This window comes from Arthrobacter sp. 9AX, from assembly GCF_902506095.1.
GTDB lineage: Bacteria > Actinomycetota > Actinomycetes > Actinomycetales > Micrococcaceae > Arthrobacter.
Genome location: NZ_LR733293.1, coordinates 2,287,175 through 2,301,057 on the forward strand (window position 1 = coordinate 2,287,175; position 13,883 = coordinate 2,301,057).

Below are 13,883 nucleotides of genomic sequence, written 5' to 3' on the forward strand. Positions count from 1 at the left end.
GGCGGACCCAGTTAAACGTAAGATAGGTCACGGAAGGCGGTTAGCCTTCAGCAATGAGGCTGGTCGCCCTCCGTATGTAAATCATCTCTGCCCAATGGCGTGCGGGATCTGTTAGTTGGCTTGAACGCCCGCTCAACTAGTTGTGCTTCTGAAAGCACCAAGGAGACTGAAAAAGTGACGACCCGTATTGGTATCAACGGCTTTGGCCGTATTGGCCGCAACTACTTCCGCGCAGCACTCGCACAGGGCGCGGACCTGGAGATCGTTGCAGTCAACGACCTCACCAGCCCGGAGGCCCTTGCCCACCTGTTCAAGTACGACTCCGTCGGCGGCCGCCTGAAGGAAACCATCGAGGTCAAGGACGGCAACATCGTCGTCGACGGCAACGTCATCAAGGTCCTTGCGGAGCGCGATCCCGCAAACCTCCCCTGGGGCGAGCTGGGCGTGGACATCGTGATCGAATCCACCGGCTTCTTCACCAAGGCCGCCGATGCGCAGAAGCACATTGCTGCCGGCGCCAAGAAGGTCCTGATCTCCGCTCCGGCATCGGATGAGGACATCACCATCGTGATGGGTGTCAACCACAACCTTTACGACAACGCCACGCACCACATCATCTCCAACGCCTCCTGCACCACCAACTGCCTCGGCCCGCTGGCCAAGGTGATCAACGACGAGTTCGGCATCGAGCGTGGCCTCATGACCACCGTCCACGCGTACACCGCAGACCAGAACCTGCAGGACGGCCCGCACAAGGACCTGCGCCGTGCACGCGCCGCAGCCATCAATATGGTGCCCACGTCCACCGGCGCAGCCAAGGCCATCGGCTTGGTCCTGCCCGAGCTCAAGGGCAAGCTGGACGGCTACGCCATCCGCGTTCCCGTCCCTACCGGCTCCGCCACGGACCTCACCGTCACCGTTTCCCGCGAGACCACCGTGGAGGAAGTCAACGCCGCCCTCAAGCGTGCCGCTGATTCCGAGGACCTGCAGGGCTTCCTGACCTACACGGACGAGCCCATCGTCTCCTCCGACATCGTTGGCGACCCCGCATCCTCGATTTTCGACTCCGGACTCACAAAGGTGATCGGCAACCAGGTCAAGGTTGTTTCGTGGTACGACAACGAATGGGGCTACTCCAACCGACTCGTTGACCTTACGGAGCTTGTCGCGTCCAAGCTGGGCTAGGGTTAGACACATGACATCTCACACCCTCAACGAACTGATCGCTGAAGGTGTCCGCGGGCGGTACATTCTGGTTCGAAGTGACCTGAATGTGCCGCTCGACGGCTCTACAGTGACTGACGACGGCCGGATCAAGGCCTCCCTGCCAGTGCTGCGAAAGCTCACGGACGCCGGTGCCCGCGTGTTGGTAGCAGCCCACCTCGGACGCCCCAAGGGCGCCCCGGAGGAAAAGTACTCGCTCAAGCCTGCGGTCAGCCGCCTGGCCGAGCTGGCGGACTTCACGGTGACGCTGGCCGCGGACATCGTGGGCAGCTCCGCGAAGGACGCTGCCGCCTCCCTCCAGGACGGTGACGTGCTGGTCCTCGAGAACGTGCGCTTCGATGCCCGTGAGACAAGCAAGGACGACGCCCAGCGCGGCGCCTTCGCCGACGAGCTGGTGGCCCTGACCGGTGACAACGGCGCCTACGTGGACGACGCGTTCGGCGCGGTGCACCGCAAGCACGCAAGCGTGTACGACGTCGCCACCCGGCTGCCGTCCTACCTGGGCGACCTCGTGAACACCGAGGTGCAGGTCCTTCGGAAGCTGACCACCGACACCCAGCGCCCCTACGTGGTGGTGCTCGGCGGCTCCAAGGTCTCGGACAAACTTGCGGTCATCGACAACCTGCTCGGCAAGGCGGACACCATCCTGGTGGGCGGCGGCATGCTGTTCACCTTCCTCGCCGCGGCCGGCCACAAGGTTGGCGCCAGCCTGCTGGAAGAAGACCAGATTCCCGTGGTCCAGGACTACCTGAAGCGGGCAGCGGATGCCGGCACCGTGTTCGTAGTGCCCACGGACGTGGTGGTGGCGGAAAAGTTCGCCGCTGACGCAGCCCACGAAACCGTTGCCGCGGACGCCATCGAGAGCAGCAGCTTCGGTGCGCAGGGCATTGGCCTGGACATCGGACCCGAGTCGGCGGCAGCTTTCGCCGAACAGATCAAGGGCGCAAAGACCGTCTTCTGGAACGGCCCCATGGGCGTCTTCGAATTCGAGGCCTTCTCCGCCGGTACCCGCGCCATTGCGCAGGCCCTCACCGAGACCGGCGCGTTCACCGTAGTGGGTGGCGGTGACTCAGCCGCCGCAGTCCGTACCCTCGGGTTCGCGGATGACCAGTTCGGGCACATTTCCACCGGTGGCGGTGCAAGCCTGGAATACCTCGAAGGCAAGGAACTCCCGGGGCTCAGCGTCCTGGACCGGTAGTAACAGCGTCCGGTAGCCGTACCGGACGTCCTCCGGCCGGCAGGTTGCCCCGCGGCAGCCTGCCGGCCGAACACATATCAAGACTTTTTTGGAGATTAAGTGACATCGTCAACGAACGGCGCTTTCGACCGCAAGCCCTTCATCGCGGGCAACTGGAAAATGAACATGGACCACGTCCAGGGCATCACCCTCCTGCAGAAACTTGCCTGGACGCTCTCGGATGCCAAGCACGACTACAGCCGGGTAGAGGTTGCCGTCTTCCCGCCGTTTACCGATCTCCGCGGTGTGCAGACCCTGGTCCAGGGCGACGACCTGGATATCGAGTACGGCGGCCAGGACCTCTCCCCGTTTGACTCCGGCGCGTACACCGGTGACATTTCCGGCCAGTTCCTGAACAAGCTGGGCTGCAAGTACGTCCTGGTGGGCCACAGCGAACGGCGCACCATCCACAACGAATCCGACGACGTCGTCAACGCCAAGGTCAAGGCCGCCTTCAGGCACAACCTGGTGCCCGTGCTCTGCGTCGGTGAAGGCCTGGAGATCCGCCAGGCAGGTACGCACGTCGAGCACACCCTGGCGCAGCTCCGCGCCGGTGTTGCAGGCCTGAGCCCGGAACAGGCCGCTGAGCTTGTTGTCGCCTACGAGCCCGTCTGGGCCATCGGAACAGGGGAGGTTGCCGGCCCGGGAGACGCCCAGGAACTGTGCGCTGCCATCCGCGCCGAGCTTGAGTCCCTGTTCGACGCCGCAACGGCTGCAAAGACCCGGCTCCTCTATGGAGGTTCGGTCAAGGCCAACAACGCCGCCGCCATCATGAAGGAACACGACGTGGACGGCCTGTTGGTGGGCGGGGCAAGCCTCGATCCGGCCGAGTTTGCTAATATTGTCAGGTTCGAGAGTCACTTGGTGACGGACTAGTCCGTCCCGCGCGCACACTCCCGCAATTCCAACCTTCTGAAAGGCCGTCGTGGACGTTCTTCATGTCATTCTGCAGATCCTCCTTGGCATCACCAGCCTCCTGCTGACGTTGCTGATCCTCCTCCACAAGGGACGGGGCGGCGGTCTGTCCGACATGTTCGGTGGCGGCATGAGCTCCGGGCTGAGCTCCTCAGGCGTGGCAGAGCGGAACCTGAACAGGTTCACTATCATCCTCGGCGTCACCTGGGGTGTTGTCATCATCGCCCTGGGGCTGATCATGCGCTTCACCGGGGCCGGCGACTCCTGATCCCTGCCTAAGACGTTCGGCGCGGGCACTGCCGCGGCGCCGGTCTGAGAACTAAACTGTGGCTGTCGGTTTCCCGGCGGCCACAGTTCTGTTTAACAGGCAGGAGTCCTGCGATGATCCATCCAACATCAGGTTTCCGGGGCACCCGCGCCGGTGTAACGGCAGGGACCGGAACCAGCCTGCAGGGCCAGGACCAGGGGAGCAGCCTGCCACGCATCAGGATCTCCTACTGGTGCGCAAAGGGGCATGAGACGCAGCTGGTCTTCCTCAAACTGCCCGAGGACCAGATCCCGGCAGTCTGGGACTGCCGGCGCTGCGGGACGGCGGCAGCCAGGGATGGCGTGGCGCCCGCCGGCCTGCAGGCCTTTGACGACGGCTACAAGAGCCACCTTGAATACGTTAAAGAGCGGCGCTCCAGCCAGGACGCCGAAGACCTCCTGGCTGGAGCGCTGGAAAAACTACGCGCCCGCAGCATCCTTCCGGACGAGCTGCCGGGGGACGCGTGACGCCGCGTTTTCGTCAATAAGCCACAGGGTCCGCGACGTGCCACGGGGCCCCGCAGCAGGAACCTGCACGGGGTTCGCCCCGGCCAGGGCCAGCCCCACAGCGCCCGCTTTATCCTCGCCGGCCACCACCATCCACACTTCCGCAGCCGTGTTGATGGCAGGGAGCGTCAAGGACACACGCATCGGCGGCGGCTTCGGCGAATTCCGGACACCCACCACGGTGCGGGCTTTCTCCCGGATCCCGGCCTGCTCCGGGAAGAGCGACGCAACGTGCGCGTCCGGGCCCACGCCCAGCAGGACAACGTCCAGGCGGGGAAGCGCGGGAGGCTCCTCCGGGCGGTCGTCGGACATGTCGGCCGCGTGCTCCGCGGCCGCTGCTTCCCGCAACCGGCGCGCGTAATCCTCGGCAGCCTCCTCCGGGCTGTCGAAGTCATCCGAGGAACCCGGTTCGTGGATCCGCTCCGGATCAACGGGGATGTGCGAGAGCAGTGCGTCGTAGGCCTGCCTGGTGTTCCGGTCGCTGTCACTGGAAGCGACGAAGCGCTCATCGCCCCACCAGAAATTCACCTTCGACCAATCCACCGCGGGAGCCGCCGGAGAGTCAGCAACAGCCTTCAGGGTGCCGATGCCCACCGTGCCGCCAGTCAGCACCACGGTAGCCTCGCCGTACTTGTCCTGCACATCAACAAGCTTGGTTATCAGGCGGGCCGCAATGGCCGCCATCAGCACCGACGAATCAGGATGAATGCTTACTCTTGGCTCAACGCTCACTGGGTCGGACGCTCCTTAAATTGGTTCGTGGCAGTCCCATAGTAATCACTTCGCCGAAGACTTCGTCCGGGTCCAGGCGGCGCAACTCTTCGGCCAGGCAGTCGCGCAGGCTCCGGCGCGGCAGCGAGATCCGCTGGGCGGGCTGGCCCGGCTGGGTCAGTTCCGCCACGGACAATCCCGGACGGAAGAGCTGGACGTCCCCGCCGGGGCGGGAAAGCCGGACCCGGCGGATGCCGGTTCCGGCGGGATCCGCCACGATGGTCACCGGCGCTTCCAGGGCAAGGGTGAGCCATGCCGCCAGGAGGATGGTGCTCGGGGAGTCCGAAGCACCTTCGACGGCAACGGCAGTCACCGGCGAGGAGTCCACCTCGTCCAGGGCTGCGGCGAGCTGGATCCGCCAGTTGGTCAGGCGGGTCCAGGCCAGGTCCGTGTCCCCGGCCCGGTAGGTCTTATGGATGCGCTCCAGGGCTGCCTGCGGGTCGGGTTCGTTCGCGGAGTCGGTGATCCTGCGGTGCGCGATCCGGCCGATGGAGGTTTCGCACGCGTTCTCCGGGGCGCCGTGCGGCCACCAGGCCACGATCGGTGCGTCCGGCAGGAGCAGCGCGGCCACCAGGGACTCGCTTTCGTGCGCGAGCTGGCCGTAACCGCGAAGCACGATCACCTCGGAGGCGCCGGCGTCACCACCAACGCGGATCTGGGCGTCCAACCGGTCCTCGGCGTCCGCTCCGGCGTCGGCAAGCACGATGATCCGGCAGGGGTGTTCGCGGCTGGCGTCGTTGGCCGCTTCGATCGCTTCTTCCTCAAGCCCGGACTTGGTGACCACCACGAGGGTGAGCACACGGCCCAGGGCGATGACGCCGCCCTGTTCGCGCAGCGCCATCAGCTTTTTGGAAACGTTCGAGGTGGTGGTGTCCGGCAGGTCTACAATCATGGCCTTCTCCAGGTTCGTCCGTCGCGGGCCAGCAGCTCGTCAGCCGAGGCCGGGCCCCAGGATCCGGGGGCGTAGGGTTCGGGCTGTTCGTCCAGGGTGGCCCAGTAATCCTCGAAGGGGTCAAGGATCTTCCAGGACAGCTCCACTTCCTCGTGCCGCGGGAACAGCGGCGGCTCGCCCAGGAGCACGTCCAGGATCAGCCGCTCGTACGCCTCGGGGCTCGACTCGGTGAATGAGTGCCCGTAGCCGAAGTCCATGGTGACGTCGCGGACTTCCATCTGCGTGCCCGGGACCTTGGACCCGAACCGGATGGTCACGCCTTCGTCCGGCTGGACCCGGATCACCACGGCGTTCTGCCCGAAGTCGTCCTCACCATGGTCGCGGAACAGCAGGTTGGGTGCACGCTTGAACACCACGGCGATCTCGGTTACACGGCGGCCCAGGCGCTTGCCCGCACGCAGGTAGAACGGAACCCCGGACCAGCGGCGGGTGTGGATGTCCACCCGGATCGCCGCGAAAGTTTCGGTGGTGGAATTGGCCGGGATGCCGTCTTCCTCCAGGTAGCCCTGTACCTGTTCCCCGCCCTGCCAGCCGCCGGTGAACTGGCCGCGAGCAGAGTGCGTGGACAGGTCCTCAGGCAGTTTGACGGCGGCGAGGACCTTTTCCTTCTCGGCGCGCAGGTCATCGGCGTTGAAGGAGATGGGCTCCTCCATCGCGGTCAGCGCCAGCAGCTGGAGCAGGTGGTTCTGGATGACGTCGCGGGCCGCGCCCACGCCGTCGTAATAGCCTGCCCGGCCGCCGGTTCCGATGTCCTCGGCCATGGTGATCTGGACATGGTCCACATAGTTCGCGTTCCACAACGGCTCGAACAGCTGGTTCGCAAACCGCAGCGCCAGGATGTTCTGGACCGTTTCCTTGCCCAGGTAGTGGTCGATCCGGAACACGGCGTCGGCAGGGAACACCGACTCCACGATGTCGTTCAGCTTCCGGGCCGACTCGAGGTCGTGCCCGAACGGCTTCTCAATCACCACGCGGCGCCACTTGTCGCCCTCGGCCTGAGCCAGGCCGTGCTTGGACAGCTGCCGGCAGACCTGCTCGAACGCCTTCGGCGGAATGGACAGGTAGAACGCGTGGTTCCCGCGGGTGCCCCGGACGTCGTCGAGTTCCTTGATGGTTTCGCCGAGACGCTCGAAAGCACCGTCGTCGTCGAACTCACCCTGGACAAAACGGATGCCCTCGGACAACTGGTTCCAGACCGCCTCATCAAAAGGCGTCCGCGCATACGACTGCACCGAGGACTTCACCTCGGCGGCAAACTCCTCATCGCTCCAGGCCCGCCGCCCGAAGCCCACCAGGGCAAAGCTCGGCGGCAGCAACCCGCGGTTGGCGAGGTCGTACACAGCCGGCATCAGTTTCTTGCGGGCAAGGTCGCCGGTCACCCCGAAGAGCACCAGCGAGGACGGGCCTGCGATCCGGTTCAAGCGGCGGTCACGCGGATCCCGGAGGGGATTCCGCTTTGCAGTCCCGGAACGTGACCCGGGTGACCTGCCGTATTCAGTTTCTGGCATGGTTGCTTATGTGCCTTAGCTCTCGGTGACGGAGGCTGACCTGGCGGACAGCGCAGCAATAATGTCCTGCAACTGTGCCACACCCGCGGCGCGGTCGGTCAGGTGCAGGCGCAGCACGGGACGGCCGTGCTCCTCCAGGACCTGGGCGTCGCCAGCGGCCTGCGCGGCGATGAGTTCCCCAAAGGTGAAGGGGCGGTCCGGGATGGAAAGGTCCTGCGCAGCTGCAGCCGTAACCTGAAGGAAGACGCCGATAGCCGGGCCGCCCTTGTGGAACTGTCCGGTGGAGTGCAGGAAGCGCGGACCCCAGCCGAAGGTTACGGGACGGCCGGTGACCGCTGCGAGTTCGTCGCGGACGCCTTCGAGCTGCGCGAACGCCAGGCGGTCGAAGTAGGCCTGGACGCTGAGGTAGCTGTCTTCCTCGAGGGTATCCAGCAGCGCACGCACTGCCTCTTCGGCGGTTGCTGCACTGCCGAGCCATTCACCGCCGCGCACTTCGATGACGCCGTCGACGAAAGCTGCGGGAGTGGGCTCAGGCTGTGCGTCCAGCAGGCCGCGGGCAGCCACCTTGGCGGCCTCGACGTCTGGCTGGTCGAACGGGTTGATCCCCAGCAGGCGGCCGGCCACGGCGGTGGCGAACTCCCAGACCATCATCTGGGCGGCAAGACCGCCGGCGATGGCAACCTGGTTGTCACCGAGTTCGACGTCGGCATCTGCGGCTACCAGCCGGACCACCAGGATGTCGTCGGCGCCGGAGGTTACCTCGGGTGAGTTGGGACCCGCCACCACCGGCAGGACGCCGGTGCCGAGCTTGCCCGTGGACTCGGCGATGAGCTGCTCGGCCCAGTCGGCGAAGCCCACAATGCCGGATCCGTCCTCGGCGATGACGATCTTGTTGCGCAGCGGGCTGGTACCGCCCAAAGCCGTTCCCAGTGCAAGCCCGATGTTCTCCGGAGCGTCCTCGTTGAGGACCTCGGCTGCCTCCTCGGCTTCGTCCAGGAAGGCCTGGATGTCCACGCCGGCGAGGCCCGAAGGCACCAGGCCGAAGGCGGTCAGGGCGGAGAAGCGGCCGCCGACGTTGGGGTCGGCGTTGAAGACGGCCCCGTAGCCGGCTTCGCGGGACGCCTTGTCCAGCGGCGAGCCGGGATCGGTAACGATGATGATCCGGCTGTTCGCGTCGATGCCGGCGTCGGTGAACGCCTTCTCGAAGACCCGCCGCTGCGAGTCGGTTTCAACAGTGGAGCCGGACTTGGAGGAGACCACGATGGCGGTCTCCGCCAGCCGGTCCGCCAGGGCAGCACGGACCTGGTCAGGGTCCGTGCTGTCCAGCACAGTCAGCTCGACGCCGGCGGTACCGGCAATGACCTCCGGAGCCAGCGAGGATCCGCCCATGCCGCAAAGCACGATGCGGGTCACACCTTCGGCCCGGAGGGCCTCACGGAGTTCAAGGATGTCCTTTACCAGCGGCTGCGAGACGGTGGCCGCCTCAACCCAGCCGAGGCGGATGGCCGCCTCGGCTTCGGCGTCGGGACCCCACAGGGTGTGGTCCTTCGCGAAGATCCTGGTGGCGATCCGGTCCTCCACCAGGGCGGGAAGGTGCTGTTCGAGTGCCTGCTGGGCGGCACCGGTGGCTTCGTAGCTGAGTGTGCTCATTGTTGGTTAGGAAGCCTTCCGTGCGGAGGCGAGGGCACCCTCGACGTCGCCGAGCAGTTCCTTCCAGCTGGCCACGAACTTGTCCAGGCCTTCCGATTCGAGGATGGCGACGACGTCGTTGTATGAAATGCCGAGCTTCTCGAGCGCGTCCAGCGTGGCGTTGGCTTCGGCGTAAGTGCCGGTGATGGTGTCACCGGTGACCACGCCGTGGTCGAACGTGGCGTCCAGCGTCTTCTCGGGCATGGTGTTCACCACGCCGGGAGCAACGAGTTCGGTGACGTAGAGGGTGTCCGGGTAGGCCGGGTCCTTCACGCCGGTGGAAGCCCACAGCGGACGCTGGGGGAGCGCACCGGACTCGGCCAGCAGGGCCCAGCGCTCGGTGGCGAACAGCTCTTCGTAGACCTGGTAGGCCAGGCGGGCGTTTGCGACGCCGGCCTTGCCCTTGAGTGCCTTGGCTTCGTCGGTGCCCAGGGCGTCCAGGCGCTTGTCGATCTCGGTGTCCACGCGGGAGACGAAGAAGGAAGCCACGGAGTGGATCCTGGAGAGATCGTGGCCGTTTTCCTTGGCCTGCTCCAGGCCGGCCTGGAAGGCGTTGATGACGGCGCGGTAGCGCTCCAGGGAGAAGATGAGGGTCACGTTGACGCTGATGCCCTCGGCGAGGGTGGCGGTGATCGCCTCCAGGCCTTCGAGCGTGGCCGGGATCTTGATCAGGACGTTGTCCTTGCTGACCTTCTTGTACAGGTGCTTGGCTTCGGCGATGGTGCCGGCCGTGTCCCACGCGAGGCGGGGGTCGACTTCGATGGACACGCGGCCGTCCACGCCCTTGGTGGCTGCTGCCACGGGGGCGAACAGGTCGCAGGCGTCGGCGACGTCGGTGGTGGTGATTTCGAAGATCGTGTCCTCGACGCTGGCGCCGGCTGCTGCCTGGGCGGCGATGGTGGCGTCGTAGTCCGTGCCGGAGGTGATCGCGGCGTGGAAGATGGACGGGTTGGTGGTCACACCAACCACGTTCTTCTCTTCGATGAGCTTGCGAAGGGTGCCGGTTTCGAGGCGTCCGCGGGAAAGGTCATCGAGCCAGATGGATACTCCGGCGTCGGAGAGCTGCTGGGTGGGAGTAGTCATGGTGTTTATCTCCTCAGAAATGGGTTGTTAGGCCTTCAGGCCTGCGAGGGAGTCCTTGGCAGCGGCGGTAACTGCTTCCGCGGTGATGCCGAACTCCTGGAAGAGGCGTTTGTAGTCGGCGGAAGCGCCGTAGTGCTCGAGGCTGATGGAGCGGCCGGCGTCGCCGACGAATTCCTTCCAGCCCAGGGCCAGTCCTGCTTCAACGGACACGCGTGCCTTGACGGCGGCGGGCAGGACGGCTTCGCGGTAGGCGGCGTCCTGCTTGTTGAACCATTCAACGCACGGCATGGAGACCACGCGGGCGGCAATGCCTTCAGCCTGCAGGGCTTCGCGGGCCTGGACTGCCAGCTGGACCTCGGAGCCGGTGGCAATGAGGATCACGTCGGCCGGGACGGTGGCGCCGTCCCTGGCTGCCTCGGCCAGCACGTACCCGCCCTTGGCGACGCCTGCTGCAGCACCGAACGTGGCGCCGTCGGCTGCGCCGTCGCCGCGCTCCCAGGTGGGGATGTTCTGGCGGGTCAGCACGATGCCGGCCGGGTTGCTGTGGTTCTCCAGCATGGTCTTCCACGCCACTGCCACTTCGTTGGCGTCACCGGGGCGGACCACGTCCAGCCCCACGATGGCGCGCAGCGAGGCAAGCTGTTCCACCGGCTGGTGGGTGGGGCCGTCCTCGCCGAGGCCGATGGAGTCGTGCGTCCAGACGTAAAGGGACGGCACACCCATCAGGGCGCCGAGGCGGATTGCGGGGCGCTGGTAGTCACTGAAGATCAGGAACGTGCCGGAGAACGCACGGGTCCGGCCGTGCAGGCTGATGCCGTTCACGATCGACGCGGCAGCGTGCTCGCGGATACCGAAGTGGAGGACACGGCCGTAGGGGTTGCCCTTCCATGCGTCGGTCTGCTTGGACGTGGGGACGAACGACGGCGAGCCCTCGATGGTGGTGTTGTTCGACTCTGCGAGGTCGGCCGAGCCGCCCCACAGTTCGGGCAGCACCGGGCCGAGCGCGTTCAGGACCTTGCCTGATGCAGCGCGGGTGGAGACGTCCTTACCGGCGGGGAACACCGGAAGGGCAGCGTCCACGTCCTGGGGGAGTTCCTTGGCCTCGATGCGCTGCAGCAGGGCAGCGCCTTCGGGGTTGGCTGCCTGCCAGGCGTTGAAGGATTCTTCCCATTCCTTCTTGGCGGCTGCACCGCGGTCAACCACGGAGCGGGCGTGGGCCAGGACTTCCTGGTCGACGTCGAAGGACTTGGCCGGATCGAAGCCCAGGACTTCCTTGAGTGCTGCCACTTCCTCGGCACCGAGGGCGGAACCATGGATCTTGCCGGTGTTCTGCTTCTTCGGGGCCGGGTAGCCGATGATGGTGCGCAGCGAGACGATGGAGGGCTTGGAGGTCTCGGCCTTGGCGGCGAGGAGTGCGGAGTAGAGCTCCTGCACGTCTTCCTTGTATTCGCCTGTCTTGGTCCAGTCCACGCGCTGGACGTGCCAGCCGTAGGCCTCATAGCGCTTCAGGACGTCTTCGGTGAAGGCGATGTCGGTGTCGTCCTCGATGGAGATGTGGTTCTCGTCGTAGATCACCACGAGGTTGCCCAGTTCCTGGTGGCCGGCGAGCGAGGAAGCCTCAGCCGTGACGCCTTCCTGCAGGTCGCCGTCGGAAGCGATCACCCAGATGGTGTGGTCGAAGGGGCTGGTGCCGGGGGCGGCGTCGGCATCGAACAGGCCGCGCTGGCGGCGCTGCGAGTAGGCGAAGCCCACGGAGGAGGCCAGGCCCTGGCCCAGCGGGCCGGTGGTGATTTCCACGCCCGCGGTGTGCTTGTACTCGGGGTGGCCCGGGGTCAGCGACCCCCAGGTGCGCAGTGCCTGAAGGTCCTTCAGTTCCAGGCCGTAGCCGGAGAGGAACAGCTGGATGTAGAGCGTGAGTGAGGTGTGGCCCGGCGACAGGACGAAACGGTCACGACCCAGCCACTCAGGATTCCGCGGATCATGGCGCATCAGCTTCTGGAAGAGAAGGTATGCGGCCGGCGCGAGGCTCATGGCCGTTCCGGGGTGGCCGTTGCCCACCTTCTCCACCGCATCCGCGGCCAGGACGCGGATGGTGTCTACCGCGCGCTGGTCCAAGCTGGTCCAAGACAGTTCTTGCTCTTCCAAATGTGGCACGAAAACCGGGCCCCTCTCTGTGCTGATGGCAGGCTGTACACGGGCTCCGTTTACAGGGCACGCCGTGGGGCGCCCGCTGCGGTTTGTACCAGCCGCTCACCATCGAAACGTTGATCTTTCACTCAGCCGCTGGACAGTCTGGGAATGCGTTTTCCACCGCTTTCCTGCTGCGTGCTGATCTGGTGACAGCTTAGCTCCATTCCACTCTTCGGGCGGCCAAAATCTCACGTTGTGGACGCAATTTCAGCTTATGTGAATCCTTCTGAAGTGAGCGTGAGTTAATCTGCTCGAATCGCTGCGCGAGCAATCACCAGCACCAATCCGGGGACGATTGCCGTGGCTGCGTGACGGGCCGTTGGGAGGGGAGCGGCACGGTATGATATTTGGAGGCCAGCACCGGGTTGCGGACCTCTGTGGCCACCCGGGGACTCCCGGCCGGTGCGCGGATCACTGAACGATGGTTCCGCTGGCGCCCGGACGGGCAAGGCCAAACGACACAGCTGGACAGCCAGACAGAACTGCCAACAGAACGGGTGACTGCCACCGTGAGCACAACAGATACGCCGCTGAACGCATCCCGGACAAGCGCCGGGATTGCCCGTAAGGCAAAGGCGTATCTCGCCCTCACCAAGCCCCGCGTGATTGAGCTGCTGCTGGTCAGCACGCTGCCCACCATGATTTACGCCGAACGAGGCTTTCCCTCCATCGGGCTGATTTTGGCCACCCTGGTGGGCGGCGCCTTCGCCGCAGGCAGCGCCGGGGCGTTCAACTGCTACATCGACCGCGACATCGACAAGCTGATGCACCGCACCGAGAACCGCCCGCTGGTTACCGGCGAAGTCACCCCGCGCGAAGCGCTCATTTTCTCCTGGCTGCTGGGCGCCGCCGCCATCGCCATCCTGTGGTTTGGTGCCAACCCGCTGTCCGCCTGGCTCGGACTGGGCGCCATCTTCTTCTACGTAGTGATCTACACAATCATCCTCAAGCGCCGCACCGCGCAGAACATCGTGTGGGGCGGTGCCGCCGGCTGCTTCCCCGTCCTCATCGCCTGGGCGGCCGTCACCAACTCGGTGGAGTGGCCCGCCGTCATCCTCTTTATGGTGATCTTCCTCTGGACGCCGCCGCACTACTGGCCGCTGTCCATGCGGTACGGCGAAGACTACCGCAACGCCAAGGTGCCTATGCTCGGCGCCATCGCCGGCGCGAAGGTGGTCTCGGTCCAGGTGGTCCTCTACGCCTGGGCGATGGTGGTCTGCTCGCTGCTGATGGTTCCCGCCGGCGGAGCGGGCTGGGTTTACACCGTGACGGCCGTCCTGGCGGGCGCCTGGTTCCTGTACGAATCGCACTCCCTTTACAACCGGGCCCAGCGCGAGGACATCTCGGACAAGCGGGCCATGAAGGTCTTTCACGGCTCCATCAGCTACCTCACCCTGCTTTTCATCGCCCTCGCAGTGGACCCGTTCGTCGGTCCCGCTGTGATGGCCGGCTGAACCCGGCACCTCAGCGTCTCCACGCTTCCTCGCTCCCGGCTGCCCGA

12 protein-coding genes are annotated in these 13,883 nt (G+C 65.6%); 6 read left to right on the forward strand and 6 right to left on the reverse strand.

Translation table 11 applies throughout. From position 1 onward, the window contains the following. Window positions 1-174 precede the first annotated feature (174 nt). The 5 genes from gap to BACI348_RS10480 all read left to right on the forward strand — a co-directional run bounded on the left by gap (window position 175) and on the right by BACI348_RS10480 (window position 4,150). Window positions 175-1,185 carry a type I glyceraldehyde-3-phosphate dehydrogenase gene (gap, locus tag BACI348_RS10460; RefSeq protein WP_159825558.1) on the forward strand — a complete coding sequence of 337 codons (1,011 nt, stop codon included), beginning with the start codon at window positions 175-177 and terminating at the stop codon, window positions 1,183-1,185. Window positions 1,186-1,195: 10 nt separating this feature from the next. Next, window positions 1,196-2,422 (forward strand): phosphoglycerate kinase, encoded by a 1,227-nt coding sequence (locus tag BACI348_RS10465; RefSeq protein ID WP_159825560.1) that lies wholly within the window; start codon window positions 1,196-1,198, stop codon window positions 2,420-2,422. 99 nt (window positions 2,423-2,521) lie between these two features. Next, the gene (gene tpiA, locus BACI348_RS10470; protein ID WP_159825562.1) at window positions 2,522-3,337 is read left to right on the forward strand and encodes a triose-phosphate isomerase; all 816 of its coding nucleotides are present in this window, start codon (window positions 2,522-2,524) and stop codon (window positions 3,335-3,337) included. A 49-nt stretch (window positions 3,338-3,386) separates the two neighbouring features. Next, window positions 3,387-3,644 carry a preprotein translocase subunit SecG gene (gene secG / locus BACI348_RS10475; protein WP_159825564.1) on the forward strand — a complete coding sequence of 86 codons (258 nt, stop codon included), beginning with the start codon at window positions 3,387-3,389 and terminating at the stop codon, window positions 3,642-3,644. Window positions 3,645-3,757: 113 nt separating this feature from the next. Then, on the forward strand, window positions 3,758-4,150 hold the full coding sequence (locus BACI348_RS10480; protein ID WP_159825566.1) for an RNA polymerase-binding protein RbpA: 393 nt from the start codon (window positions 3,758-3,760) through the stop codon (window positions 4,148-4,150). Here the strand turns inward: BACI348_RS10480 and pgl are convergent. Genes pgl through tkt form a run of 6 tightly spaced genes read right to left on the reverse strand, consistent with a single transcriptional unit; the run spans window position 4,103 to window position 12,337 of the window. Beyond that, entirely contained in the window at window positions 4,103-4,921 is an 819-nt protein-coding gene (pgl, locus tag BACI348_RS10485) for a 6-phosphogluconolactonase (protein ID WP_159825568.1), read from the reverse strand. The genes BACI348_RS10480 and pgl overlap by 48 nt on opposite strands. Further along, a complete protein-coding gene (locus tag BACI348_RS10490; RefSeq protein ID WP_159825570.1) occupies window positions 4,911-5,852 on the reverse strand; it encodes a glucose-6-phosphate dehydrogenase assembly protein OpcA in 942 nt (313 codons plus the stop codon). Before BACI348_RS10490 ends, pgl begins: the two co-directional genes overlap by 11 nt. Continuing rightward, complete coding sequence (gene zwf / locus BACI348_RS10495) at window positions 5,849-7,420, reverse strand: glucose-6-phosphate dehydrogenase (RefSeq protein ID WP_159825572.1); 1,572 nt, start codon at window positions 7,418-7,420, stop codon at window positions 5,849-5,851. The genes BACI348_RS10490 and zwf overlap by 4 nt, the downstream gene beginning before the upstream one ends. A 15-nt stretch (window positions 7,421-7,435) precedes the next feature. Beyond that, window positions 7,436-9,070 (reverse strand): glucose-6-phosphate isomerase, encoded by a 1,635-nt coding sequence (locus tag BACI348_RS10500; RefSeq protein WP_159825574.1) that lies wholly within the window; start codon window positions 9,068-9,070, stop codon window positions 7,436-7,438. Window positions 9,071-9,076: 6 nt separating this feature from the next. Continuing rightward, window positions 9,077-10,192, reverse strand: a complete 1,116-nt coding sequence (tal, locus tag BACI348_RS10505; RefSeq protein WP_159825576.1) for a transaldolase — start codon at window positions 10,190-10,192, stop codon at window positions 9,077-9,079. Window positions 10,193-10,219: 27 nt separating this feature from the next. Beyond that, window positions 10,220-12,337 carry a transketolase gene (gene tkt / locus BACI348_RS10510; RefSeq protein WP_159829994.1) on the reverse strand — a complete coding sequence of 706 codons (2,118 nt, stop codon included), beginning with the start codon at window positions 12,335-12,337 and terminating at the stop codon, window positions 10,220-10,222. A 542-nt stretch (window positions 12,338-12,879) separates the two neighbouring features. Here tkt and BACI348_RS10515 point away from each other — a divergent pair. Further along, window positions 12,880-13,836 carry a heme o synthase gene (locus tag BACI348_RS10515; protein WP_159825578.1) on the forward strand — a complete coding sequence of 319 codons (957 nt, stop codon included), beginning with the start codon at window positions 12,880-12,882 and terminating at the stop codon, window positions 13,834-13,836. The last annotated feature ends 47 nt before the right edge of the window (window positions 13,837-13,883 follow it).

What these genes read in the sequence shown, in the direction of transcription:
- BACI348_RS10465 (WP_159825560.1), top strand. Translation starts at nt 1,196, where the DNA reads ATGACATCTCACACCCTCAACGAACTGATCGCTGAAGGTGTCCGCGGG.
- BACI348_RS10480 (WP_159825566.1), top strand. Translation starts at nt 3,758, where the DNA reads ATGATCCATCCAACATCAGGTTTCCGGGGCACCCGCGCCGGTGTAACG.
- BACI348_RS10490 (WP_159825570.1), bottom strand. Translation starts at nt 5,852, where the DNA reads ATGATTGTAGACCTGCCGGACACCACCACCTCGAACGTTTCCAAAAAG.
- zwf (WP_159825572.1), bottom strand. Translation starts at nt 7,420, where the DNA reads ATGCCAGAAACTGAATACGGCAGGTCACCCGGGTCACGTTCCGGGACT.
- BACI348_RS10500 (WP_159825574.1), bottom strand. Translation starts at nt 9,070, where the DNA reads ATGAGCACACTCAGCTACGAAGCCACCGGTGCCGCCCAGCAGGCACTC.
- tal (WP_159825576.1), bottom strand. Translation starts at nt 10,192, where the DNA reads ATGACTACTCCCACCCAGCAGCTCTCCGACGCCGGAGTATCCATCTGG.